Raw genomic sequence first — 23,457 nt, forward strand, 5'->3', positions numbered from 1 at the left:
AACAAGAGGCGAACATCAGCAGTCATTGCCGCTCGTCCGACGGTATGAAATAAGGATCGCAACACATGGCCACGGCAAACCTACTCGACATGGCAGACAAGCGAACGGCGGACAAACAAAAGGCCCTCGACTCGGCGCTCGCGCAGATCGAGCGGCAGTTCGGCAAGGGCTCCATCATGAAGCTCGGCGCCGACAACCCGGTGTCTGAGATCGCGTCGACCTCGACCGGCTCGCTCGGGCTCGACATCGCGCTCGGCATCGGCGGCATCCCCAAGGGCCGCATCATCGAGGTCTACGGGCCCGAATCCTCGGGCAAGACCACGCTCACGCTGCATTGCGTGGCCGAGGAACAGAAAAACGGCGGCGTCTGCGCCTTCGTCGACGCCGAGCATGCCCTCGACCCGCAATACGCCAAGCGGCTGGGCATCGACCTGGACGAACTCCTGATCTCGCAGCCCGACACGGGCGAGCAGGCGCTTGAGATCACCGATACACTCGTGCGGTCGGGCGCGGTCAACATGGTGGTCGTCGATTCGGTCGCCGCGCTGACGCCCAAGAGCGAGCTCGAAGGCGACATGGGCGATTCCAGCGTCGGTGTGCAGGCCCGCCTGATGAGCCAGGCGATGCGCAAGCTGACCGGGTCGATCCACCGCTCGAACTGCACCGTGATCTTCATCAACCAGATCCGCATGAAGATCGGCGTGATGTTCGGCAGCCCCGAGACGACCACGGGCGGCAATGCGCTGAAATTCTATTCCTCCGTCCGGCTCGACATCCGCCGTATCGGTTCGGTCAAGGACCGTGACGAGGTCGTCGGCAACCAGACCCGCGTGAAGGTCGTCAAGAACAAGGTCGCCCCGCCGTTCAAGCAGGTCGAGTTCGACATCATGTATGGCGACGGCATCTCGAAGACGGGCGAACTGCTGGACCTCGGCGTGAAGGCGGGGGTCGTGGAAAAGGCCGGCTCCTGGTTCTCCTACGGGGACGAGAGGATCGGCCAGGGACGCGAGAACGCCAAGACCTTCCTTAAGGAGCATGCCGACATCGCGCTGCAGATCGAGGACAAGATCCGCGCGGCCCACGGGCTCGAGTTCGACATGACTGGCAACGAAGACTCCGACTCGGACGTCATGGAAGAGTAGGGCACGCGTCCTCTTCGGACGACGCCGGAAAAGGGCCGCGCTCCGCCGCGGCCCTTTCGCGTTCGGGTCCGTGCCGGAGCGAGCGGTGGACAGCCCCCCGGCCGCCCGGTAAACGAGCGGAAACCCACGCTCCAGCCAGGACCGACGCCGACGATGCCCAGCCTGAACGACATCCGCTCCACCTTCCTCGACTACTTCGCGCGTCAGGATCACGCGGTGGTCGACAGTTCGCCGCTCGTGCCGCGCAACGACCCCACGCTTATGTTCGTCAACGCGGGCATGGTCCAGTTCAAGAACCTCTTCACGGGGCTCGAGACGCGCGATTACACCCGCGCCGCGACCAGTCAGAAATGCGTTCGCGCCGGCGGCAAGCACAACGATCTCGACAACGTCGGCTACACCGCCCGACACCACACGTTCTTCGAGATGCTGGGCAATTTCAGCTTCGGCGACTATTTCAAGGAACAGGCGATCCCGTTCGCGTGGGACCTGATCACCAAGGAATTCGGTATCGACCCGGAGCGCCTGCTGGTCACCATCTATCACACGGATGACGAGGCCGCGGCGATCTGGAAGAAATACGCCGGTCTGCCGGACGAGCGGATCATCCGCATCCCGACCTCCGACAACTTCTGGGCGATGGGCGATACCGGCCCCTGCGGCCCCTGTTCCGAGATCTTCTACGATCACGGCCCCGAGATCCCCGGCGGCCCGCCGGGAAGCCCGGACGAGGACGGCGACCGCTTCATCGAGATCTGGAACCTCGTCTTCATGCAATTCGAGCAGATGGAGGACGGCACCCGCCGCGATCTCCCGAAGCCCTCGATCGACACCGGTATGGGGCTCGAGCGGATCGGGGCGCTGCTCCAGGGCAAGCACGACAATTACGACACCGACCTGATGCGCCACCTGATCGAGGCGTCGGCCCATGCCACCAGCGCCGATCCCGACGGTCCGGGCAACGTGCATCACCGGGTGATCGCCGACCACCTGCGCTCCACCTCGTTCCTGATGGCCGACGGCGTGCTGCCCTCGAACGACGGCCGCGGCTATGTGCTGCGTCGGATCATGCGCCGGGCGATGCGCCACGCGCACCTGCTGGGCACCCAGGACCCGGTCATGCACCGCCTCGTGCCGGCCCTCGTGCGCGAGATGGGCCAGGCCTATCCCGAACTCGGCCGTGCGCAGCCGATGATCGAAGAGACGCTGCTGAGCGAAGAGACCCGCTTCCGCCAGACGCTCGACCGCGGCCTTCGGATGCTGGACGACGAGCTCGGCAAGCTGCCCGAGGGAAAGGCGCTGCCGGGTGAGGTCGCCTTCAAGCTCTACGACACCTACGGCTTCCCGCTGGACCTGACGCAGGACGCGTTGCGCGAACGCGGCCGCGAGGTGCAGATCGCGGGCTTCGATTCCGCGATGGCCGAGCAGAAGGCCAAGGCCCGCGCGTCCTGGTCCGGATCGGGCGAGACGGCCGAATCGCCGATCTGGTTCGACCTGGCCGACGACCACGGCACGACCGAGTTCCTCGGCTACGAGACCGAGAGCGCCGAGGCACAGATCCTCGACATCGTCGTCGGCGGCACGGCGCAGGACAAGGCCGCCGAAGGCACCGAGCTGCAGCTCGTCGTGAACCAGACCCCGTTCTACGCCGAGGCCGGCGGCCAGGTGGGCGACACGGGCACCGTTCGGACCGATGCCGGGACGGTCACCGTGACCGACACCCGCAAGATCGCCGGGCTCCACGTGCATTTCGGCAAGGTGACCGATGGCGCTGTCTCCAAGGGCGAGGCCGCCCGTCTGGAGGTGGATCACGACCGCCGCACGGCGATCCGCGCCAACCACTCGGCCACGCATCTCCTGCACGAGGCGCTGCGCCGCGCGCTCGGTGAGCATGTCGCGCAGCGGGGCTCGCTCAACGCGCCGGACCGCCTGCGCTTCGACTTCTCGCACGCCAAGGCGCTGACCGCCGAAGAGATGACGCAGGTCGAGGACGAGGTGAACGCCTATGTCCGCCAGAACACCGCCGTCGAGACGCGCATCATGACGCCCGACGACGCTCGCGCCCTCGGGGCCCAGGCGCTCTTCGGCGAGAAATACGGCGACGAGGTGCGCGTCGTCTCCATGGGCCGGGCCGACACCGGCAAGGGCACCGACCGGCAGACCTACTCGATCGAGCTCTGCGGCGGCACCCATGTCACCCGCACCGGCGATATCGGCACCTTCGTCCTGCTGGGCGACAGCGCCTCCTCCGCCGGTGTCCGCCGTGTCGAGGCGCTGACCGGCGCCGCCGCCTTCCGCCACCTGTCCGACCAGGATCACCGCGTCGCCGCAGCGGCCTCGGCGCTTAAGGCGCGCCCGGAGGACCTGACCGACCGGATCAAGGCCCTTCAGGACGAGCGCCGCGGCCTGCAGAACGAGGTTGCCGAACTCCGCCGCCAGCTGGCGGTGGGCGGTGGCTCGGGCGCGGACGCACCGCCGCCGCGGGACGTGGCCGGCGTGCCGTTCCTCTCGCAGGTGCTGCAGGGCGTCACCGGCAAGGATCTGCCCGCCCTCATCGACCAGATGAAGGACCGCATGGGCTCGGGCGCCGTGCTGCTGATCGCCGACGCCGACGGCAAGGCCGCGGTCGCCGCGGGCGTGACCGATGACCTGACCGCCCGCGTCTCGGCGGTCGACCTCGTCAGGGCGGCCGTGGCCGAACTGGGCGGCAAGGGCGGCGGCGGCCGTCCCGACATGGCCCAGGGCGGCGGCAAGGAGCCCGGCAACGCCGACGCCGCGATCGCCGCGGCCGAAAAAGTGATGGAGGGATCATGAGCGCACTCTGGATCGCGCATGTCGACGTGTCCGATGCCGAGGCCTATGGCCGCTACGCCAAACTCGCGACCGAGGCGATCGCGGCCCATGGTGGCGCCTTCCTCGCGCGCGGCAGCCGCACGGTGCATCTCGAGGGACGGGAATGGCCACGCAATGTCGTGGCGCGGTTTCCCTCCGTGGAGGATGCGGTCGCCTGCTACAACTCCGACCTCTACCAAGAGGCTCTGAGCCACGCCAAGGGCGCGGCCGAACGCGACCTGATGGTTGTGGAGGAGAGCTGACCACGCTCTCCATCGGCGAACTGTCGGCGCGGCATGCCCGCAACGGCCGGATCGACTGGATCGGCCTTCGCCCGTCCCGTCGTGCGCCGCTCGAATCCGTTTCGGCGGTCGACATCACTCCGGACGGCCTCGCCGGCGACCATGCTCGCCCCGGCAAACGCGCCCTCACGCTCCTCCAGGCCGAGCATCTTCCGGTCATCGCCGCGCTGGCCGGACACGCCGAGGTCCAGCCCGAAACACTCCAACGGAACCTGGTGATCTCGGGCCTCAACCTGTCGGCTTGCCGCGGTGTGGACCTCGCACTCGGCACCGCCCGCATCCGCGTCACCGGCCCCTGCGCGCCCTGTTCGCGGATGGAAGCGGCCCTCGGCCACGGCGGCTATACCGCCATGCGCGGCCACGGCGGCTGGTGCGCAACAATCCTCACACCCGGCCGCATCGCGGTAGGAGACACGATCCGCCCAGCCCCCTGACCCCACCTTCTTCTGCCCCGAAATATCCCGGGGTCGCGGGGCAGAGCCCCGCGCACGCGCCGGCCAGCGGCCGGCGCAATGCTCGTGCGCCGCGCGTCAGCGCGGCTCCGGTGGAAAACCCTACGACGCCTTGGCGTGGCGCTTGCGCTCGTGCGGGTCAAGGTGGATCTTGCGCAGCCGGATCGCGTTCGGCGTCACCTCGACAAGCTCGTCGTCGTCGATATAGGCGATCGCCTGCTCCAGCGTCAGCGTCGTCGGCGTGGTCAGCCGAACCGCGTCGTCCGAGCCCGAGGCCCGGACGTTGGTCAGCTTCTTGCCCTTGAGCGGATTGACCTCGAGGTCGTTCTCGCGCGCATGCTCGCCGATGATCATGCCGCCATAGACCTGTTCCTGCGCCCCGATGAAGAGCTTGCCGCGCTCTTCCAGGTTCCACAGTGCGAAGGCCACGCTCTGGCCGGTCTCCATCGACACCAGCACGCCCTCGCGGCGGCCGGGGATCGCGCCCTTGTGGGGCGCCCAGTCGTGGAAGTTGCGGTTCATCACGCCGGTGCCGCGGGTGTCGGTCAGGAACTCGCCCTGATAGCCGATCAGCCCACGCGCGGGGACGTGGGCGACGATCCGGGTCTTGCCGGCGCCCGAGGGCTTCATCTCGACGAGGTCGCCCTTGCGGGGGCCCGTCAGCTTTTCGATCACGGGGCCGGAATACTCGTCGTCCACGTCGATGGTGACTTCCTCGATCGGCTCCATCTGCTGACCGTCGACTTCGCGGATCAGCACCTTCGGGCGCGAGATTGACAGTTCGAAGCCTTCGCGGCGCATGTTTTCGATCAGCACGCCCATCTGCAGCTCGCCGCGGCCCGCGACATCGAACGCCTCGCCGCCGGGTGTGTCGGTGATGCGGATCGAGACGTTGGTCTCGGCCTCCTTCATCAGCCGCTCGCGGATCACCCGGCTCTGGACCTTCTTGCCGTCGCGGCCCGCCAGCGGGCTGTCGTTGATCCCGAAGGTGACCGAGATCGTCGGCGGGTCGATCGGCAGGGCGGGCAGGGGCTCTTCGACGGCGAGCGCGCAGAGCGTGTCGGCGACGGTTGCCTTCTGCATGCCCGACAGGGTGACGATGTCGCCGGCGCGGCCCTCTTCGATCTCCTGCTGGCCGAGGCCGCGGAAGGCCATGACCTTCGAGACGCGGAACTGTTCGATCTTCTGTCCGACGCGGCTCAGCGCCTGGACCGTCGCGCCGGTCTTGACGGTGCCGGATTCGATGCGGCCCGTCAGGATGCGGCCGAGGAACGGATCGGCGCTGAGCGTCGTGGCCAACATGCGGAATGGCTCGTCCACGCGGTTCATCACGCGGGGCCGGGGAACGTGGTTGCTGATCAGGCGGAACAGCGCGTCGAGATTCTTGCGCGGCCCGTCGATCTCCTCGTCGGCCCAGCCGGAACGGCCCGAGGCGTAGAGGTGGGGAAAATCCAGCTGGTCGTCGTCGGCACCGAGGTTGGAGAAGAGGTCGAACACCTCGTCCAGGGCGCGGTCGGGCTCGGCGTCCGGCTTGTCGACCTTGTTCAGCACCACGATCGGCCGCAGGCCGAGCGCCAGCGCCTTCGCGGTCACGAACTTGGTCTGCGGCATCGGCCCCTCGGCGGCGTCGACCAGCAGGACGACACCGTCGACCATCGACAGGATGCGCTCGACCTCGCCGCCGAAATCGGCGTGGCCGGGCGTGTCGACGATGTTGATCCGGGTATCCTTCCACTCGACACTGGTACACTTCGCCAGGATCGTGATGCCGCGCTCGCGCTCGAGATCGTTGGAATCGAGCGCCCGTTCGGACACCTGCTGGTTCTCGCGGAAGGCCCCGGACTGTTTCAGGAGCTCGTCCACAAGCGTGGTCTTGCCGTGGTCGACGTGGGCGATGATCGCGATATTGCGAAGATCCATGTAAACTGCCTTTTCGCGGAAGCGTCCGGCGGGCCTTAACGTGCAGGGCCGTCGATGGCCAGCGCCTAGTGCTGCGTGTTCGAGGAAAACAGGTGAATGACGAGGATGCCGGCGATGATCAGCGCGATGCCGATCAGCGCGGGCAGGTCCAGCGTCTGCCGGAACAGGACATAGCCGATCGCGGCGATGAACACGATCCCGAGCCCCGACCAGATCGCGTAGACGATGCCCACCGGCATGTATTTCAACGCCATGGCCATCAGCCAGAACGACAGGCCGTAGCCCACCAGCACCACGAGCGAGGGGCCGAGGCGGGTGAATTGCTGGCTCATCTGCAGCGCCGTCGTACCGATGGTCTCGGTCGCGATGGCAAGGATCAGGTACACGTACTGCACCGGCATGGGGCTCTCCGATGTGGAATCCCCCGTCTCCTAGACGTCGCGGCGGCGAAGGAAAAGCCTCAGGTCGCCACGTAGCGGTCGCGGCGGTGGTTGAAGGCGATTGTCATGTTCAGGACGAAAGCGCCCAAAAGCGACCAGATCACCACGTCGAGCGGGAACAGGAACAGGGCGGTGGCGAAGATCACCACGTCGGCGATCAGCTGGACATAGCCCGCGCGGAACCCGGTCGTGTCCTGCACCAGAAGCGCGACGACGCCCAACCCGCCCAGCGACCCGCGGTGCCGGAACATCGCCAGTATCCCGATCCCTGTGGTGGCGCCGAACATCAGGGCGGCCAGCCATGTCTCGAGCCGCGCGATCTCGAACCCCATGGGGAGCAGGTCCGTCAGTACCGACAGAAGCGTCACCGAGATCAGCGACTTGACGGTGAATTCCAGTCCCAAACGGCGATAGGCCAGAACGTAGAACGGCAGGTTGATGACGAAGAAGATCGTGCCGAAGGAAAAGCCGGTGACATAGGACAGGATCACCGCGATCCCGGCTGTCTGGCCCGTGATCAGTCCGGCATGGGTCAGGATCGTCAGACCGATCGAGCACAGGAAGACACCCAGCCCCAGGCCCTGCACATCGTCGGTCAGGCTGTGCCTGACCTGCTCTTCATCGATTTCCATTGGACAGACCTAATCCACCGTGCGGCTGCCGGCCAAGGGCCGGACGAAAAAGGGGCCGGCGCATGGCCGGCCCCCGTGGCTGTGCTGCCCAAAAACTGGACGTTCGCCTCAGTTGAGGGCTTTCTGCAGGTTCTCGTCGATCTTGTCGAGGAAACCCTGCGTGGTCAGCCAGCCCTGGTCGGGGCCGACCAGAAGGGCGAGGTCCTTGGTCATATGGCCGCTTTCCACGGTCTCGACGACGACGCGCTCGAGCGTCTCGGCGAAGTGCTTGAGGTCGTCGTTCTTGTCGAGGTCGGCGCGGTGCTTGAGGCCGCCGGTCCAGGCGTAGATCGACGCGACCGAGTTGGTCGAGGTCTGCTCGCCGCGCTGGTGCTGGCGGAAGTGGCGCGTGACCGTGCCGTGCGCGGCCTCGGCCTCGACCACCTTGCCGTCGGGCGTCATCAGCTGCGAGGTCATCAGGCCGAGCGAGCCGAAGCCCTGTGCGACCGTATCCGACTGCACGTCGCCGTCGTAGTTCTTGCAGGCCCAGACATAGCCGCCCGACCACTTCATCGCGGCGGCGACCATGTCGTCGATCAGGCGGTGCTCGTAGGTGATGCCGGCCTTCTCGAACTTGTCCTTGAACTCGGTGTCGTAGACCTCCTGGAACAGGTCCTTGAAGCGGCCGTCATAGACCTTGAGGATGGTGTTCTTGGTCGACAGGTAGACCGGCCAGCCAAGGCTGAGGCCGTAGTTGAACGAGGCGCGGGCGAAGTCGCGGATCGACTCGTCGAGGTTGTACATGCCCATGTACACGCCGGCCGACGGAGCGTCGTAGACCTCTTCCTCGATCTCGGTGCCGTCCTCGCCGACGAATTTCATCGACAGCTTGCCCGGTCCGGGGAACTTGATGTCGGTGGCGCGATACTGGTCGCCGAAGGCGTGACGGCCGATGACGATGGGCTGGGTCCAGCCGGGGACGAGCCGGGGGACGTTTTGGCAGATGATCGGCGCGCGGAAGACGACGCCGCCGAGGATGTTGCGGATCGTGCCGTTGGGCGAGCGGTACATACGCTTGAGCTTGAACTCTTCCATCCGCCCCTCGTCGGGGGTGATGGTGGCGCATTTCACGCCGACGCCGATTTCCTTGATCTTGTTGGCCGCGTCGACGGTGATCTGGTCGTCTGTGTCGTCGCGCGCCTCGATGCCCAGATCGTAGTAGAGCAGGTCGATGTCGAGATAGGGCAGGATCAGCTTCTGCTTGATGAAGTCCCAGATGATCCGGGTCATCTCGTCGCCGTCGAGCTCGACGACGGGGTTTTCCACCTTGATTTTCGCCATGGGGCACACATCCCTTGCGGTTGAACGGGTTTCGGCTGTGGCGAGCCATAGCCGAAACGTGCCCGTGAGGGAAGATGGTATGCCGCGGTATACAGAAAACCGCGGCCGCGGCCGCTAACGCGTGTTCTCGGTCAGCCGCCGGCGGACGTAATCGTCCACCGTGCCGATCATCTGCTCCATGTTCGGATCCTCGAAGAAGTGGCCCGCGCCCTCGATCTCGGAATGGGTGATCGTGATGCCCTTCTGGTCCTGAAGCTTTCCGACCAGGGCGTGCGTGTCCTTGGGCGGTGCGACGCGGTCGGCGCCGCCGTTCACGATCAGGCCCGAGGACGGGCAGGGCGCGAGGAACGAGAAGTCGTACATGTTGGCCGGCGGGCTGACCGAGACGAAGCCGGTGATCTCGGGCCGGCGCATCAGCAGCTGCATGCCGATCCAGGCCCCGAACGAGAAGCCGGCGACCCAGCAATGCTTGGCGTTCTGGTTCATCGACTGGAGATAGTCGAGTGCGCTGGCCGCATCCGACAATTCGCCGACGCCCTGGTCGTACTCGCCCTGGCTGCGCCCGACGCCGCGGAAGTTGAAGCGCAGGACGTTGAAGCCAAGGTTGTGGAACGCGTAGTGCAGGTTGTAGACGACCCTGTTGTTCATCGTCCCGCCGAATTGCGGATGCGGGTGCAGGATGATCGCGATCGGCGAATCCTTTGTCGTCTGCGGATGGTAGCGCCCCTCCAGTCGACCTTCGGGACCGGGAAAAATGACCTCGGGCATGGGCGTTCTGCGATCCTTTCTCGGGGAGCCGCGGCGTTAGTTGACGAAAACGCTCGGAAAGTTTAGAAAAGTTCTAAATTATGGCGGCACCGGTGCTTCGGGGTGCGCGTGACCTAATCCGCCGTGGCATGAGCGTCAACTGAACAAGGATCGCAGCGCGTGAAACTGAGTACCAAGGGACGGTATGCGATGGTCGCGCTGTGCGACCTGGCCCTGGCGGGCGGCGAGGGACTGGTGTCCCTGGCCGACCTGAGCCGGCGGCAGAAGATTTCTCTTCCCTATCTCGAGCAGCTCTTCGTCAAGCTCCGGCGGGCGGGGCTGGTGACGTCGGTGCGCGGGCCCGGCGGTGGGTATCGCCTGGCACGCCCGGCCGCCGAGATCCGCGTGGCCGACATCCTGGGCGCCGTGGACGAGACCGTCAGCGCGATGCATACCGGCGGCGGCGCCAGCGGCGGGCTGTCGGGCACCAAGGCGCAATCCCTGTCGAACCGGCTGTGGGAAGGGCTCAGCGCCCATGTCTATGTCTTCCTGCACCAGACGCGGTTGTCGGACGTGGTCGCCAACGAGCTGGCCCCGTGCCCAGCGGTCCCGACCCTGTTCACCGTCGTGGAGGAGGACGAGGCGTGACCCCGCGGCATGACCTTTCGGTGCGCCTGCGGTGCGCGCGATGTTCAGGGGGCGCTGCCCCCGTCGCCTTTCGGCGACTCCCCCGGGATATTTCGGGGCAGAAGAAGGTGCGGCCGTGATGGGCGGGCGCATCTACCTCGATTGGAATGCGACGGCGCCGCTGCGCGACGAGGCGCGGGCGGCGATGGTCGCGGCGATGGATGTCACCGGAAACCCGTCCTCGGTCCATACAGAGGGGCGGGCGGCAAAGGGTATCGTGGAGCGCGCGCGGGCGCAGCTCGCGGCGGCCTTCGGGGCCGAGGGGGCCGACGTGGTCTTTACCTCGGGCGCGACGGAGGCGGCGGCGCTGGCCTGTGGCGGCCGCGACCTGGTGTGCGGCGACATCGAGCATGACGCGGTGGCGGCCTGGTGCGCGGCCGACCTGCCGGTTGATGGCGCAGGCCAGGTGAGGGTGAGCGATCCCGCGCGCAGCGTGCTGCAGATGGCCAATTCCGAGACCGGCGTGATCCAGGATCTGCCCGAGGGGCTGGCCGTGACGGACGCGACCCAGGCGCTGGGGAAGCTGCCGGTGGCGTTCAACTGGTCGGGCGCGGAGATGGCGCTGGTGTCGGCCCACAAGATCGGCGGGCCGAAGGGTGTCGGCGCGCTGGTGATGCGGCAGGGCACCGACCTGGCCGCGCAGATCCGTGGCGGCGGACAGGAGATGGGCCGCCGCTCGGGCACCGAGAACGTCATCGGCATCGCCGGATTCGGCGCGGCGGCCGAGGCGGCAGGGCGTGAGTTGGCCGACGGCGCCTGGGAGCGGGTCCGCGAACTTAGAAATATTCTAGAAAGCGCACTGGCGTCTGCCGACACAGATATTATCTTTGCGGGCAAGGAGGCGGGACGCCTGCCGAACACCACCTGCCTTGCCGTTCCGGGCTGGAAGGGCGAGACCCAGGTCATGGCGATGGACCTTGCGGGGGTCGCGGTGTCGGCGGGGGCGGCCTGCTCCAGCGGCAAGGTCCGCGCGAGCCGGGTGCTGCGGGCGATGGGCTTCGACGAGCGGACGGCCGGGTCGGCGATCCGCGTGTCCCTCGGGCCCTCGACGACGGAAGAGGATGTCTTGCGCTTCGCCGACACATGGACGAAGGCGATCAAACGGTACCGGGCGCGCGCCGCCTGAGAGGAGAGAACGACACATGGCTGCTTTGGACAATGCGGACGTCAAGGAAGGCGTCGATCAGGATACCGTCGAGCAGGTGAAGGCCCTGTCGGGCACCTACAAGCACGGCTGGGAAACCGACATCGAGATGGATTACGCTCCGAAGGGGCTGAACGAGGACATCGTTCGGCTGATCTCGGAGAAGAACAACGAGCCTCAGTGGATGACCGACTGGCGGCTCGAGGCCTATCGTCGCTGGCTGACGATGGCCGAGCCCGACTGGTCGATGGTGAACTATCCGCCGATCGACTACCAGGAGCAGTATTACTACGCCAAGCCCAAGTCGATGACGGAGAAGCCGAAGTCGCTGGACGACGTGGATCCGAAACTGCTCGAGACCTACGAGAAGCTGGGCATCCCGCTGAAGGAACAGATGATCCTGGCCGGGGTGGAGAACCCTGAGGAGCAGGCGGTCGAGGAGCCAGACGGCGAGGAGGACCAGAGCGGTCGCAAGGTGGCCGTGGACGCCGTGTTCGACTCGGTCAGCGTCGGGACGACGTTCCAGAAGGAGCTGGAGAAGGCCGGCGTGATCTTCTGCTCTATCTCGGAGGCGATCCAGAACCACCCCGAGCTGGTGCGCAAGTATCTGGGCAGCGTGATCCCGAACTCGGACAACTTCTTTGCCACGCTGAACGCGGCAGTGTTCTCGGACGGGTCGTTCGTCTACGTGCCCAAGGGCGTGAAATGCCCGATGGAGCTGTCGACCTATTTCCGGATCAACGCCGAGAATACCGGCCAGTTCGAGCGCACGCTGATCATCGCGGACGAGCGCGCCTCGGTCAGCTATCTCGAGGGCTGCACGGCGCCGCAGCGCGATACCCACCAGCTGCACGCGGCCTGCGTCGAGCTGGTTGCGCTGGACGATGCCGAGATCAAGTACTCGACCGTGCAGAACTGGTTCCCCGGCGACGAAGAGGGCAAGGGCGGCATCTTCAACTTTGTGACCAAGCGCGCGGAATGCCGCGGCGACCGGTCCAAGGTGATGTGGACCCAGGTCGAGACCGGTTCGGCGGTGACGTGGAAGTATCCCTCGTGCGTGCTCAAGGGCAACGAGAGCCAGGGCGAGTTCTACTCGATCGCGATCACCAACAACTACCAGCAGGCCGATACCGGCACGAAGATGATCCACCTGGGCAAGAACACCCGGTCGCGGATCGTGTCGAAGGGGATCAGCGCCGGCAAGGCGCAGAACACCTATCGCGGGCTGGTGTCGATTCACCCCAAGGCGAAGGATAGCCGTAACTTCACCCAGTGCGACTCGCTGCTGATCGGGGACAAGTGCGGTGCGCACACGGTTCCCTACATCGAGGTCAAGAACAACTCGAGCCGCGTCGAGCACGAGGCGACGACCTCGAAAGTGGACGACGACCAGATGTTCTATTGCCGTCAGCGCGGCATGGACGAGGAAGAGGCCGTCGCGCTGGTCGTCAACGGGTTCTGCAAGGAAGTGCTGCAGGCGCTCCCGATGGAATTTGCGATGGAGGCGCAGCAGCTGGTCGCGATCAGCCTTGAAGGGTCGGTCGGATGAGCAAGGAGCTCGACGCCATACGGGCCCCGAAGAGCGGGCGCTTCCTGCGCATGGTCTTCATCGGGGCGGCGGTGGCGCTCGGCCTGATCGCGAGCCTGTCGTGGTGGCTTGACGCGCCGATGTGGCGGCTGCCGCTGGCGGCAGTGATCTGCGTCGCCGCGGGCGAGGCGTTGGCGCGGATGGTGCTGCGCAGCGCCCGTCGGCGCCACTGAACCGACATCCGGGAGTGAACGCATGGCATTCTGGGGAAAGACGGACCTGATCGTCACCACGACACCCACCGTCGAGGGACGCACCATCACCGCCTACAAGGGCATCGTGGTGGGCGAGGCGATCCTGGGTGCGAACGTGTTCCGGGACTTCTTTGCCGGCATCACGGATGTGCTGGGCGGACGCTCGGGGTCGTACGAGAAGAGCCTGAACGAGGCGCGCGAGACCGCTATCGCGGAACTCGAGGAACGGGCGCGGGCGGCGGGCGGCAACGCCGTCGTCGGCGTCGATCTGGATTACGAGGTCATCGAGAAGATGCTGATGGTGTCGGCCTCCGGCACCGCCGTCGTGCTCGACTGAGCTCTGGACACTACAGGCGGGCCGATGGGTCCGCGCAAGGATGAGACATGGGAAATATGCTGGAAATCAAGAACCTGCACGTCAAGCTTGAGGAGGAGGACAAGCAAATCCTCAAGGGTGTCGACCTGAATGTCGAAGCCGGCAAGGTACATGCGATCATGGGCCCGAACGGGTCGGGCAAGTCGACGCTGAGCTATGTCCTGTCGGGCCGCGACGGGTACGAGGTCACCAACGGGTCGGCCACGCTGCTGGGCGAGGACATCCTCGGGATGGAGCCGGAAGAGCGCGCCGCCGCGGGCGTCTTCATGGCGTTCCAGTATCCGGTGGAGATCCCGGGCGTTGGCAACATGACCTTCATGCGCACCGCCCTGAACGCGCAGCGCAAGGCGCGTGGCGAGGACGAGATCAGCTCGGCCGACTTCCTCAAGCTGGTGCGCGAGCGCGCCAAGGAGCTGAAGATCGACGCCGAAATGCTGAAGCGTCCGGTGAATGTCGGCTTCTCGGGCGGTGAGAAGAAGCGCAACGAGATCCTTCAGATGGCGATGCTCGAGCCGAAGATGTGCATCCTCGACGAGACCGACTCGGGCCTCGACGTCGACGCGATGAAGCTCGTCGCCCAGGGCGTCAACGCGCTGCGCAGCCCAGATCGCGGCTTCCTCGTGATCACGCACTACCAGCGGCTGCTCGACCACATTGAGCCCGATGTCGTGCACATCATGTCCGAGGGCCGTATCATCAAGACGGGTGGTCCCGACCTTGCGCTCGAAGTCGAGCGGAACGGCTACGAGAACCTGAAGGCGGAGGACGCGTAAATGGCGCTGCCGCAAGTCAAGGAAACCGCCACCGAGGCGAAACTGGCCGCTCTGTCCATTCCCGAGGGCGCCGCTTGGTCGACGAGCATCCGCGAGGACGCGCTGGCGCGTCTGCGCAAGGTCGGCCTGCCGCATCGCCGCGACGAGTACTGGAAGTGGACGAAACCCGACAGCCTGAACGCGCCCGAGCCGACGCCGGCCGCGCTGTTCGACGCGGGCGGCGAGAACCCGGTCTTCGACGCGATCGACCGGTTGAAGGTCGTGTTCGTGGACGGCGTGTTCGATCCCGAGGCCTCGGACGACCTGTCGCTCACCGGGCTCGAGATCACGCGCCTGAGCGACGCGATGGCGACCGACATCCACTGGGCCAAGGATCTTTACGGCACGCTCGAGGCCCGCGGTCAGGATCCGGTGGCGCGGCCCTTCGCGATCCTGAACACCGCCTTCGCGACCGACGGGGTGGTGATCCGGGCGACCGGCAAGGCGGAAAAGCCCGTCTCGCTGATCTACCGTCACCAGTCCGAGACGTCGGATGCGATCCTGCACCACGTCATCAAGGTCGAGGAAGGCGCCGAGGTGACCGTGCTTGAGAACGGTCCGGCCGCCGCGCGGTTCAACAAGGTGATGGAGGTCGATGTCGCCGACACCGGCACCTTCCACCATGTCCGGGCCCAAGGCCGCGATCATGAGCGTCAGGCCGTGACCCATCTCTTCGGCCGCCTCGGCGAACGGAGTACGTTCAAGTCCTTCACCCTGACGGTGAACGGCGTGCTGACGCGCAACGAGTGCGTGCTGGAGTTCACCGGCGACGACGCGACCGCGCATGTCGCGGGTGCCTCGGTGGGCGACGGCAAGTTCCATGACGACGACACCGTGTTCGTCACCCATGACGCCGAGCGTTGCGAAAGCCGCCAGGTGTTCAAGAAGGTGCTGCGGAACGGCGCCATCGGCGTGTTCCAGGGCAAGATCCTCGTGAAGGAGGGTGCGCAGAAGACGGACGGCTACCAGATCAGCCAGTCGCTGCTGCTGGACGACGACAGCCAGTTCCTCGCCAAGCCCGAGCTCGAGATCTACGCCGACGACGTGGCGTGCTCGCATGGCTCGACCACGGGCGCCATCGACGAGGAGGCCCTGTTCTACATGCGGGCGCGCGGCGTGCCGCATCACATCGCGCAGGACCTTCTGGTGCTCGCCTTCCTCGCCGAAGCGATCGAGGAGATCGAGGATCAGGAGCTGGCCGACGACATCCTGGAACGTCTCGACGGCTGGCTCTCGCGCCGGCGTGGCTGAATGGCCCTGACGACCGACATCGTGGCCACCTATCGCAATCCCGCCGCCGCCCTGCGACGCAGGGCGGTCGGGCCTCCGCGTGAGGACCGGGCGCTGGTGACGCTGATGCTGGCCTGCGGGCTGTATTACATCGCCCAGTGGCCCCGCATCGCGCGCGAGGCCCATGCCGACGAGTCCCTGACGCTGCAGGCACTTCTGGGCGGGGCGTTGCTGGGCTGGATCTTCGTTGCGCCGTTGCTGTTTTACCTGATCGCGGCGCTGTCGCACCTCGTGGCCAGGCTGTTCGGCGGCAAGGCGCGGTGGTATGACGCGCGCATGGCGCTGTTCTGGGCGCTGCTGGCGACGACGCCGCTGGCGTTGCTTCAGGGGCTCACCGCCGGCTTTGTCGGTCCGGGGCCGGCCGAGACGCTGGTTGCGGTGGTCTCGTTCGGTACGTTTCTTGTGTTCTGGTTCCTCGGCCTCAGACTGGCCGAAAGCGGGGAGTTCGCCGATGCGGCTTGACGCCTTCGTGCCGATGATCGGCCGTACCTTGCGCAACCCGCGCGGCACAGCGCGGGAATTGCTGAAACTCGACCTGCCGCTCGACGCGCTGTGGGCGGCACTCGTTCTGGTGGTCATCCTGAGCGTGCTGCTGACCGGGGTGGCCGACCTGATGGTCCCGCCGCCGCCCGAGGCCGAGTCGATCGCCGTCCTGACGCTGTCGCCCTTCGCTCAGGTCGGACTGCTCGCGTCGATGCAGGCGGCGCTGGTGCTGGGGCTCTGGCGCGTCGGCCGTGGCATGGGCGGGCAGGGCAGCCTGTCGGACACGCTCCTGCTGATGACGTTCCTGCAATTCGTGCTGCTCGCGGCACAGCTGGCGCAACTGGTGCTCATGCTGTTGCTGCCGCCGATCGGCGGGTTGTTCATGATCGCCGTGTTCTTCGGCGCGATCGTGCTGCTGTTGATCTATGTCGACGAGATGCACCGTTTCAATTCGCTGGGTCGGTCGCTCTTGCTGTTCCTGCTCGTCTCGGTGGGGATCGGGCTTGTCCTGATGTTCCTGATCACGCTCACCGGCCAAACCCTCAACGGAGCCGCCTGATGTACGATGTCGACCGCATCCGCGCCGACTTTCCGATCCTCGGCCGCGAGGTGAACGGCAAGCCGCTCGTCTATCTCGACAACGGGGCGTCGGCGCAGAAGCCGACGGCGGTGATCGACGCGATGACACGTGCCTATTCCGAGGAATACGCCAACGTCCATCGCGGCCTGCACACCCTGTCGACCATCGCGACCGAGAAATACGAGGGCGTGCGCGAGACCATCGCGCGCTTCCTCGGCGCGGGCAATTCCGAAGAGATCGTGATGAATTCGGGAACGACCGAGGGGATCAACCTTGTCGCCTATGGCTGGGCAATGCCGCGGATGGAGCCGGGCGACGAGATCGTTCTCAGCGTGATGGAGCACCATGCCAACATCGTGCCGTGGCATTTCCTGCGCGAGCGGCAAGGCGTCGTGCTGAATTGGGTCGAGACGGATTCGACCGGCGCGCTCGATCCGCAGAAGGTGATCGACGCGATCGGCCCCCGGACCAAGCTCGTCGCCGTCAGCCAATTGTCGAACGTGTTGGGCACCAAGGTCGACGTCAAGGCGATCACCGAAGCCGCCCATGCGCGGGACGTTCCCGTACTCGTCGACGGCAGTCAGGCGGCGGTGCACATGCCGGTCGACGTCTCTGACATCGGCTGCGACTTCTACGCGATCACCGGGCACAAGCTCTATGGGCCGTCGGGCTCGGGCGCGATCTACATCCGCAAGGAGCGGATGGCCGAGATGCGCCCGTTCATCGGCGGCGGCGACATGATCAAGGAGGTCCATCGGGACGAGATCACCTGGGCCGACCCGCCGATGAAGTTCGAGGCGGGCACGCCGGGCATCGTCCAGCAGATCGGCCTTGGTGTCGCGCTGGACTACATGATGGACGTTGGCATGGACAGCATCGCCGCGCACGAGGATTCACTGCGCGACTATGCCGTCGACCGGCTGAGCGGGCTGAACTGGTTGCAGCAGCAGGGCACGACGCCGGACAAGGCTGCGATCTTCTCGTTCACGCTCGACGGGGCGGCCCATGCCCACGACATCTCGACGGTGCTCGACAAGAAGGGCGTCGCGGTAAGGGCGGGCCACCATTGCTGCGGCCCGCTCATGGATCATCTGGGCGTCACGGCCACCTGCCGCGCGTCGTTCGGCATGTACAACACCAAGGCCGAGATCGACGTCCTGGTCGACGCACTGGAGCTCTGCCACGAACTGTTCGCCTGAGGCGGGATCAGAACTCCAGCCCCAGCGCGATCCCGCCCAGCAGATAGGCGATCGCCGTGATCAGCACGATGCCGGTGAGGTTCAGGAAGAACCCGCCGCGCGCCATCTGGCCGATCGTCACCGCGCCCGAGCCGAACACGATGGCGTTGGGCGGCGTCCCCACGGGCAGCATGAACGCGCAGGTCGCCGCGAAGGCCGCCGGGATCAGCAGGGTCATCGGGTCGGTGCCGATCCCCGCTGCGACACCACCCAGCACGGGAATGAATGTCGCGGCGGTGGCCGTGTTGCTGGTGATCTCGGTCAGGAACATCACCAGCGCCACCACCGAGGCGACCAGCAGGATCGTCGGCAGGACGCCCAGGCCGCTCACCTGCTCGCCGAACCAGCTGTCGAGTCCGGTGGCCGCCACCGCACCCGCAAGGCTCAGGCCGCCACCGAACAGGAGCAGCACGCCCCAGGGCAGTCCGTTCTCGGCATCGCGCCAGTTCAGCACCATCTCGCCCCGTCCGCGGCCCGGCAGGATGAACAGCGTCAGACCCGCCGCGATGGCGATGGCGGTATCGTCGAGATTGTCCAGGAAGGCGAGGCCAGGAATGTTCGCCAGAAGGCCGGGCACGATCCACAGGAACGCCGCGCCGGCAAAGACGGCCATCACCATCTTCTCGCCCTGGCTCAGAGAGCCGAGCCCGGCGATCTGCTCGTCGATCATCTCGCGGCCGCCGGGGATCTCCTCGAGGTCGAAACGATAGAACAGCCGCGTCATCATGATCCATCCGATGAAGATGAAGATCGCGGCCAGCGGCAGGCCGACCATCATCCATTCGAGAAACCCGATCTCGCGGCCCAACTCGTCGGCGGCATAGCCCGCGACGATGGCATTGGGCGGGCTGCCCAGAAGCGTGCCGAGCCCGCCCATGCTGGCCGACCACGCGATCGCGAGCACCAGGCACACCCCGAACGCCCTGGTGTTCGGGTCGTCGATCACGTCAGACACACGGTGCCCGGCCTGAAGGTCCTCGCCCACCTCCTTGCCCTGTGACGACGACGACCGCTCGACCACCAGCGTCAGAACGGACAGCCCGATCGGCAGCATCATCAGCGTCGTCGCGGTGTTCGACACCCACATCGACAGGAACCCGGTGGCGATCATCAGGCCCAGGATGATCCGCTTGGGCTCGACCCCGACCTGCCGCAGCGTGAGCAGGGCGATGCGGCGGTGCAACTCCCATTTCTCCATGGCGATGGCGATCAGGAAGCCGCCGAGAAACAGGAACACGATCGAACTGGCATAGGGCGCTGTGGTTTCGTCCACCGTCCGGTCGGTTAAAAGAGGCAGCAGCACGATCGGTAGCAGCGACGTCGCGGCCAGCGGGATCGCCTCGGTCATCCACCACACGGCCATCAGCGTGCCCACCGCGGCAACCCAGCGCGCGTCAGGAGACAGAGACTCTGATCCGCCGAGCAGCAGGTAGACGATGCCGGCAGCGACCAGTCCCGCCAGCCGCAAGCCCCAGATCAACTTGGGATTCGACCCGTTGGGACCGGGAGCACCCTCGTCGGGTTCGGCGGGCTGTCGCGCTTGTTCTTCCATGACGATCCTGACCGTGGCACGCAATTACAGGGCAGGGCGACGCTTCGCAGGGACGCCACGCCCGAAGGGACAAGCCTTTGCGGCGTCACCGGTTCCGCCGACCGCGAATGACGGTTGCGGCCCTTCGCCATGACAGCTATAGAGCCGCCAACGCACCCGTAGCTCAGCTGGATAGAGCGCTGCCCTCCGAAGGCAGAGGCCCAAGGTTCGAATCCTTGCGGGTGCGCCATCTCACTTTTTCCAGTACAGAATTCACCTAAAGCCTTGAATGGGAAGGCTAAATTAGGTGTTCGAAGTCCCTCGTTCCGGCGATACGGAAGAGGCTCCGAAAATGCTAGTCTGAGCACCGTTTTCTTGAGTGTCAGGTCAGCATTTTTCCAAATAGTCCAAGGGCTTGATAGGAACCGCATCGCGTGTTCGAACGACTCCTCCAAGGTCATGCGGGGCTTGGTGCCTGCGCCCAGCTTTTCTACAGCGAGCGCCTTCTCGTGTTCCAACTTCGCTATACGCTTTTCGTAGGCGCGGATCACTGAATCGCTCTCAGCGGCCACGATACGGTCGAGAAGCTGTTCAATCTGCTTCTCCGTGTCCTGGATACTCTTCTTGATCGCCTTAGCAGCGTCTGCGGCCTGTGCCAGTCTCATGTCCCAGGCATCGCGGAACATGGCCTTTACAAGCTCATAGAGGCCCTTGGAGGGCTCTATTTGCTGTAGCAGCTCCTCGAACTCGCCTTCGAGTTCGTCGCGCTTGATGGACTTCCTGTAGCTCTCGCAGCCTTTCGTCGGGCAGAGATAATAGGGGTACTTCTGTTTCTTGCCCTGCGACCAGCACGCTGTCAGCGGCTTGCCGCAGTCGTCACAAAGAACAAAGCCGCGCAGAGGGAAGTCGGCGCTGATGTCACTGCGTGCCGGAGCCTTGGCGGTGCCTTTGAGGCGCGTCTGTATGTGGTCGAACGTCTCGAAGCTGATCAGCCCCTCGTGCTGCCCCTTTCTGAGACTGACGCCCCAGCTCGGCACTTCAATGTAACCGGCGTAGACAGGACGCGTCAGAATCTCGGCGATTCGCTGATTGCGGATTTCGCCGTTGGGCAGGTCTTTCGGGTAGGCCGGTTGGCGTTCGAGGAAGCGTTTAACTTCGACCTGTGTCTCGAAGCGCCCCGAGGCATAACCTTCGAGGGCTTCTTGCAGGATCGAGGCGAACGGTTCGTTCCGGACGAGGACGTTGCCGTGTCCGGACTTCCGCTCGTACCTATAACCGATCGGCGCGTGAAAGACCCAATAGCCGTTCAGCGTGCGAGCACGCATCCGGTTTTTGGTCTGCTCGCTGTTCTTCTCGCGCTGATGCTGCGAGACCGAAGCGAGCATGTTTTCCACGAGGATCGAGTCACTGTCTTCACCGAACTCGACGGTCGGACTTTTCAGAGTTCCGCCCGCAGCTCCAAGCAACTTGCGCAGCTTGATATGCGTTTCCATGTCGCGCGCGAAGCGGCTGATATCGTCGATGATCACGACCGGTGCTTCGCGCTTGTGCTTCCGCAGCCATGACAGCATCGACAGCATGCCTGGGCGCTCGGCGAGCTTGCCGGTCACGTCATCGACAAATACCTGCTGGACAGCATAGCCCTTATAACCTGCATACTCACGGCAGCGGTTCTCTTGCGAGCCAAGGCCGTCACCACGCGTGGTCTGGGCCTTGGATGACACGCGGCAGTAGATGACAGCCGGTGTCCCTGGACCAGGCTCATCCTGTCTGTGTGCGTAGTTCATGTGGCCTCCTCCGCGCGTGGGCTATGTCTGGCCCTGCGCTGTTTGTGTTCGTTCCTATTTTGGTCTCATCCCATTGGAATCCGTTTCCGCTCCGCAAGCAACGCTTTTGACCTGTTTTCCACAGGCTTCTTGAACAGGATGAGTGCCGAGGCCGAGGTCAACGAAGTTAAGCACGACAGGCACCAGCGCTTGGACAAGAGCCAGCTTCTCGGCCTCTGCCATGTCAACATGATCCAGATGGTGAAGATACGCTGCGATATTGAAAGAAGACGAGCCACTAGCCGCATCCTCAAAATGCCGAATAATCGCGGCATATTCGAATTGCGGTTTCTCGTGCTTCATTGTCTTTTCCATTCTTCAGCGTTTGATTGTGGCCTTATTAAGTATACAGCCTAAAGTATTGGTTATGGAAATTAGCCCTAATAAATTACGGATTTTCAAAGGATTAGCACCCGTCATCGCTGCGCCGCGTTCTTCGGAAAATGGGCCGGTTCGGGAGAGCCGGCCCTGAGTGCCTCACTTCTTGCTGGCGTTGTTGCCAGCGACGCGGGACTCTTTCTCCTGCGACGTCATTCCGTTGAGGTTGCCGACCGGCTTTCCTTGTTCGGCGTCCTTCTTGCCTTGCTGAAACTGATAGTTCGACATCGTCTTCTCCTTCTAAGTTTGCGGTAGCCGTTGCGGCCTCCTTGAACATAGACACTCGGTACAGCACTGTTCCTTGCGGATTCCTCGCGGGGCTCTTATCGGTCACGTCCACTTTCCCGTTGACGGGTGGAGCGTTTGAATGTCATCGCGATTGAGCGGGTAGCGTCGTCTCGGTTCTTGGCCCGATCGTTAAAGCGGTCCAGCAGCAGTTCTTTCACTTGCTGAACGTCTTTTCGCTTCTCGTCGAACTTGCGTTCGATCAATTCGCGCCGTTGTGCAAACTCGTTCCGCTTCTTCCGGAACTCGTAATTGATGGAGGGGCGCTGAACGAACCCGTAATCGAACGCCTTGTAGTGCTTCTGGCTCGCGGCGAATTTCCTTCGTGCCGCGTCCCACTCCTGATCATGTTTGAAGAGGGCGAGGTCGCGCTCTTCTTCGATCTTGTATGCGTAGTTCTTGAGCCCGTTCAGCGCGACTTGAGCCGCCGTGCTCACGTTCGCGAAATCGTTCGAAGCCTTTTTCATGAGAAACCTCATTCAGGAAGTTGACCAGGCGCGGATAGAGCGCCTTGTGTGCGGTTCGCGCCTTCGCGGCGTTCGAGAAGCCGGTCCATCTGATGGAGAGCGCGGTTGCACCGGTCGACGAAGCGGTGGGCATCGCGGGCTCTTGCCATGTCGGCGATCTTGATGCGCTCGCCCGCGACGATCAGGACGACGTGCGCGGCCTCCTGGTAGTAGCGGGTGCGGTTGCGCGCACGGCGTTTCACCTGGTCGCGTCGAGCTTCGAACTCGTGCTTCGTACGCTCTTGCTCGGCCAGCTCGTGCTTCTCGACAGCAAAGCCCTGAATGTCCTCGCGGGCGTAACGGCGCGGGAAAAGCAGCCCCCGCACAGTCACGCCGCCCTCCATCACATCGACGGTGACGGACGGACGCACAGCGGCGCGCGCGCCCCATTTGATCGGCAAGTACAGGCATGCGACCAGCAGAGGCTCTTCCCACTTGGGGTCCGGCATCTCGGCAGTTGCGTGTACGCTCATGACGACCAGTGTTGTCGTCCCGAGAAACGCGGCTGCGTCAGCAACCTTGTTCCCGAAGGGTGTCTTGAAGCTCGTATTGATCCGGATGCCGCTCATCGTGCCGGAAAGGTCCGAGAGAACGGTGGACCTCGGCCACCCTTTGAAGGCTTTGACCTTCGTATCCTTGATCCCGCGTAGTAAATCCATCTAGGCTTTCCTCCAATGCAGGCGGGAGCGCCGCGTTCAGGAGGAAAAGTAGGGATCGCATGTCGTCCGGTGCCTCGCGGATTCCTCGCGTAG

General features: G+C 64.9%; 24 protein-coding genes, 1 tRNA gene and 1 pseudogene. 15 read left to right on the plus strand and 11 right to left on the minus strand.

Going from position 1 to position 23,457, the window contains the following annotated elements:
• Nucleotides 1-65: 65 nt before the first annotated feature.
• From recA to BMZ25_RS13190, 4 genes are all read left to right on the plus strand, one after another.
• Nucleotides 66-1,142, plus strand: a complete 1,077-nt coding sequence (recA, locus tag BMZ25_RS13175) for a recombinase RecA (RefSeq protein WP_092694333.1) — start codon at nt 66-68, stop codon at nt 1,140-1,142.
• Nucleotides 1,143-1,295: 153 nt separating this feature from the next.
• On the plus strand, nt 1,296-3,956 hold the full coding sequence (alaS, locus tag BMZ25_RS13180; RefSeq protein ID WP_092694335.1) for an alanine--tRNA ligase: 2,661 nt from the start codon (nt 1,296-1,298) through the stop codon (nt 3,954-3,956).
• Nucleotides 3,953-4,237: a DUF1330 domain-containing protein gene (locus BMZ25_RS13185; RefSeq protein ID WP_092694337.1), complete on the plus strand. Its 285-nt coding sequence runs from the start codon at nt 3,953-3,955 to the stop codon at nt 4,235-4,237. Before alaS ends, BMZ25_RS13185 begins: the two co-directional genes overlap by 4 nt.
• Nucleotides 4,238-4,350: 113 nt before the next feature.
• Nucleotides 4,351-4,710, plus strand: coding sequence for an MOSC domain-containing protein (locus tag BMZ25_RS13190; RefSeq protein WP_328586862.1), 360 nt, complete (start codon nt 4,351-4,353; stop codon nt 4,708-4,710).
• Nucleotides 4,711-4,830: 120 nt separating this feature from the next.
• Here the strand turns inward: BMZ25_RS13190 and typA are convergent, their stop codons facing one another.
• The 5 genes from typA to BMZ25_RS13215 form a co-directional block, all read right to left on the minus strand.
• Nucleotides 4,831-6,648, minus strand: a complete 1,818-nt coding sequence (gene typA / locus BMZ25_RS13195; protein ID WP_092694339.1) for a translational GTPase TypA — start codon at nt 6,646-6,648, stop codon at nt 4,831-4,833.
• Nucleotides 6,649-6,713: 65 nt separating this feature from the next.
• A complete protein-coding gene (locus BMZ25_RS13200) occupies nt 6,714-7,049 on the minus strand; it encodes a DMT family transporter (RefSeq protein WP_092694341.1) in 336 nt (111 codons plus the stop codon).
• 59 nt (nt 7,050-7,108) lie between these two features.
• A complete protein-coding gene (locus BMZ25_RS13205) occupies nt 7,109-7,720 on the minus strand; it encodes a YitT family protein (protein ID WP_092694343.1) in 612 nt (203 codons plus the stop codon).
• 108 nt (nt 7,721-7,828) lie between these two features.
• A complete protein-coding gene (locus BMZ25_RS13210; protein ID WP_092694345.1) occupies nt 7,829-9,040 on the minus strand; it encodes an NADP-dependent isocitrate dehydrogenase in 1,212 nt (403 codons plus the stop codon).
• A 114-nt stretch (nt 9,041-9,154) separates the two neighbouring features.
• Nucleotides 9,155-9,808, minus strand: a complete 654-nt coding sequence (locus BMZ25_RS13215; protein ID WP_092694347.1) for an alpha/beta hydrolase — start codon at nt 9,806-9,808, stop codon at nt 9,155-9,157.
• Between the two features lie 159 nt (nt 9,809-9,967).
• Here BMZ25_RS13215 and iscR point away from each other — a divergent pair, with 159 nt between their 5' ends.
• From iscR to BMZ25_RS13265, 10 genes are all read left to right on the plus strand, one after another.
• Nucleotides 9,968-10,435, plus strand: coding sequence for a Fe-S cluster assembly transcriptional regulator IscR (iscR, locus tag BMZ25_RS13220; protein WP_092694349.1), 468 nt, complete (start codon nt 9,968-9,970; stop codon nt 10,433-10,435).
• A 118-nt stretch (nt 10,436-10,553) separates the two neighbouring features.
• Nucleotides 10,554-11,600, plus strand: coding sequence for a cysteine desulfurase family protein (locus BMZ25_RS13225; protein ID WP_092694351.1), 1,047 nt, complete (start codon nt 10,554-10,556; stop codon nt 11,598-11,600).
• A gap of 16 nt (nt 11,601-11,616) precedes the next feature.
• Nucleotides 11,617-13,167 carry a Fe-S cluster assembly protein SufB gene (sufB, locus tag BMZ25_RS13230; protein WP_092694353.1) on the plus strand — a complete coding sequence of 517 codons (1,551 nt, stop codon included), beginning with the start codon at nt 11,617-11,619 and terminating at the stop codon, nt 13,165-13,167.
• Nucleotides 13,164-13,379, plus strand: coding sequence for a hypothetical protein (locus BMZ25_RS13235; RefSeq protein ID WP_092694355.1), 216 nt, complete (start codon nt 13,164-13,166; stop codon nt 13,377-13,379). The genes sufB and BMZ25_RS13235 overlap by 4 nt, the downstream gene beginning before the upstream one ends.
• 46 nt (nt 13,380-13,425) lie before the next feature.
• The gene (locus tag BMZ25_RS13240; protein WP_092694525.1) at nt 13,426-13,737 is read left to right on the plus strand and encodes a heavy metal-binding domain-containing protein; all 312 of its coding nucleotides are present in this window, start codon (nt 13,426-13,428) and stop codon (nt 13,735-13,737) included.
• Nucleotides 13,738-13,793: 56 nt separating this feature from the next.
• Nucleotides 13,794-14,549 carry a Fe-S cluster assembly ATPase SufC gene (sufC, locus tag BMZ25_RS13245; RefSeq protein ID WP_092694527.1) on the plus strand — a complete coding sequence of 252 codons (756 nt, stop codon included), beginning with the start codon at nt 13,794-13,796 and terminating at the stop codon, nt 14,547-14,549.
• The gene (locus BMZ25_RS13250) at nt 14,550-15,839 is read left to right on the plus strand and encodes a SufB/SufD family protein (RefSeq protein WP_092694357.1); all 1,290 of its coding nucleotides are present in this window, start codon (nt 14,550-14,552) and stop codon (nt 15,837-15,839) included. It abuts the gene before it with no gap.
• Entirely contained in the window at nt 15,840-16,340 is a 501-nt protein-coding gene (locus BMZ25_RS13255; RefSeq protein WP_092694359.1) for a YIP1 family protein, read from the plus strand.
• Entirely contained in the window at nt 16,330-16,920 is a 591-nt protein-coding gene (locus BMZ25_RS13260; protein ID WP_092694361.1) for a YIP1 family protein, read from the plus strand. The genes BMZ25_RS13255 and BMZ25_RS13260 overlap by 11 nt, the downstream gene beginning before the upstream one ends.
• On the plus strand, nt 16,920-18,140 hold the full coding sequence (locus BMZ25_RS13265; protein WP_092694363.1) for a cysteine desulfurase: 1,221 nt from the start codon (nt 16,920-16,922) through the stop codon (nt 18,138-18,140). The genes BMZ25_RS13260 and BMZ25_RS13265 overlap by 1 nt, the downstream gene beginning before the upstream one ends.
• Before the next feature lie 7 nt (nt 18,141-18,147).
• Here the strand turns inward: BMZ25_RS13265 and BMZ25_RS13270 are convergent, their stop codons facing one another.
• Nucleotides 18,148-19,731 carry an SLC13 family permease gene (locus BMZ25_RS13270; RefSeq protein ID WP_092694365.1) on the minus strand — a complete coding sequence of 528 codons (1,584 nt, stop codon included), beginning with the start codon at nt 19,729-19,731 and terminating at the stop codon, nt 18,148-18,150.
• A 152-nt stretch (nt 19,732-19,883) separates the two neighbouring features.
• On the opposite strand from BMZ25_RS13270, the gene BMZ25_RS13275 reads away from it, so the two are divergent.
• Nucleotides 19,884-19,960 (plus strand) — tRNA-Arg (locus tag BMZ25_RS13275).
• A gap of 541 nt (nt 19,961-20,501) precedes the next feature.
• Here BMZ25_RS13275 and BMZ25_RS13280 read toward each other — a convergent pair.
• From BMZ25_RS13280 to BMZ25_RS13290, 5 genes and pseudogenes are all read right to left on the minus strand, one after another.
• Nucleotides 20,502-21,497, minus strand: a pseudogene (locus BMZ25_RS13280) (recombinase family protein); the annotation flags it as partial.
• 54 nt (nt 21,498-21,551) lie between these two features.
• Nucleotides 21,552-21,839, minus strand: a complete 288-nt coding sequence (locus BMZ25_RS20480) for a hypothetical protein (RefSeq protein ID WP_143071532.1) — start codon at nt 21,837-21,839, stop codon at nt 21,552-21,554.
• Nucleotides 21,840-22,013: 174 nt separating this feature from the next.
• Nucleotides 22,014-22,142 (minus strand): hypothetical protein, encoded by a 129-nt coding sequence (locus BMZ25_RS21300; RefSeq protein WP_268874220.1) that lies wholly within the window; start codon nt 22,140-22,142, stop codon nt 22,014-22,016.
• 95 nt (nt 22,143-22,237) lie between these two features.
• On the minus strand, nt 22,238-22,666 hold the full coding sequence (locus tag BMZ25_RS13285) for a hypothetical protein (RefSeq protein ID WP_092694367.1): 429 nt from the start codon (nt 22,664-22,666) through the stop codon (nt 22,238-22,240).
• A gap of 8 nt (nt 22,667-22,674) precedes the next feature.
• Entirely contained in the window at nt 22,675-23,364 is a 690-nt protein-coding gene (locus tag BMZ25_RS13290; protein ID WP_092694369.1) for a hypothetical protein, read from the minus strand.
• Nucleotides 23,365-23,457 lie beyond the last annotated feature (93 nt).

This window comes from Tranquillimonas rosea, from assembly GCF_900111315.1.
Lineage (GTDB): Bacteria > Pseudomonadota > Alphaproteobacteria > Rhodobacterales > Rhodobacteraceae > Tranquillimonas > Tranquillimonas rosea.

Bases quoted from the DNA above. Each gene is read 5' to 3' on its own strand.
- alaS (WP_092694335.1), top strand. From the start codon at position 1,296: ATGCCCAGCCTGAACGACATCCGCTCCACCTTCCTCGACTACTTCGCG.
- BMZ25_RS13255 (WP_092694359.1), top strand. From the start codon at position 15,840: ATGGCCCTGACGACCGACATCGTGGCCACCTATCGCAATCCCGCCGCC.
- BMZ25_RS21300 (WP_268874220.1), bottom strand. From the start codon at position 22,142: ATGTCGAACTATCAGTTTCAGCAAGGCAAGAAGGACGCCGAACAAGGA.
- BMZ25_RS13290 (WP_092694369.1), bottom strand. From the start codon at position 23,364: ATGGATTTACTACGCGGGATCAAGGATACGAAGGTCAAAGCCTTCAAA.
- BMZ25_RS13250 (WP_092694357.1), top strand. From the start codon at position 14,550: ATGGCGCTGCCGCAAGTCAAGGAAACCGCCACCGAGGCGAAACTGGCC.
- sufB (WP_092694353.1), top strand. From the start codon at position 11,617: ATGGCTGCTTTGGACAATGCGGACGTCAAGGAAGGCGTCGATCAGGAT.
- BMZ25_RS13270 (WP_092694365.1), bottom strand. From the start codon at position 19,731: ATGGAAGAACAAGCGCGACAGCCCGCCGAACCCGACGAGGGTGCTCCC.
- BMZ25_RS13215 (WP_092694347.1), bottom strand. From the start codon at position 9,808: ATGCCCGAGGTCATTTTTCCCGGTCCCGAAGGTCGACTGGAGGGGCGC.
- sufC (WP_092694527.1), top strand. From the start codon at position 13,794: ATGCTGGAAATCAAGAACCTGCACGTCAAGCTTGAGGAGGAGGACAAG.
- BMZ25_RS13200 (WP_092694341.1), bottom strand. From the start codon at position 7,049: ATGCCGGTGCAGTACGTGTACCTGATCCTTGCCATCGCGACCGAGACC.
- BMZ25_RS13225 (WP_092694351.1), top strand. From the start codon at position 10,554: ATGGGCGGGCGCATCTACCTCGATTGGAATGCGACGGCGCCGCTGCGC.
- recA (WP_092694333.1), top strand. From the start codon at position 66: ATGGCCACGGCAAACCTACTCGACATGGCAGACAAGCGAACGGCGGAC.
- BMZ25_RS20480 (WP_143071532.1), bottom strand. From the start codon at position 21,839: ATGAAGCACGAGAAACCGCAATTCGAATATGCCGCGATTATTCGGCAT.
- BMZ25_RS13185 (WP_092694337.1), top strand. From the start codon at position 3,953: ATGAGCGCACTCTGGATCGCGCATGTCGACGTGTCCGATGCCGAGGCC.
- BMZ25_RS13285 (WP_092694367.1), bottom strand. From the start codon at position 22,666: ATGAAAAAGGCTTCGAACGATTTCGCGAACGTGAGCACGGCGGCTCAA.
- BMZ25_RS13265 (WP_092694363.1), top strand. From the start codon at position 16,920: ATGTACGATGTCGACCGCATCCGCGCCGACTTTCCGATCCTCGGCCGC.
- BMZ25_RS13210 (WP_092694345.1), bottom strand. From the start codon at position 9,040: ATGGCGAAAATCAAGGTGGAAAACCCCGTCGTCGAGCTCGACGGCGAC.
- BMZ25_RS13205 (WP_092694343.1), bottom strand. From the start codon at position 7,720: ATGGAAATCGATGAAGAGCAGGTCAGGCACAGCCTGACCGACGATGTG.
- typA (WP_092694339.1), bottom strand. From the start codon at position 6,648: ATGGATCTTCGCAATATCGCGATCATCGCCCACGTCGACCACGGCAAG.
- BMZ25_RS13235 (WP_092694355.1), top strand. From the start codon at position 13,164: ATGAGCAAGGAGCTCGACGCCATACGGGCCCCGAAGAGCGGGCGCTTC.
- BMZ25_RS13260 (WP_092694361.1), top strand. From the start codon at position 16,330: ATGCGGCTTGACGCCTTCGTGCCGATGATCGGCCGTACCTTGCGCAAC.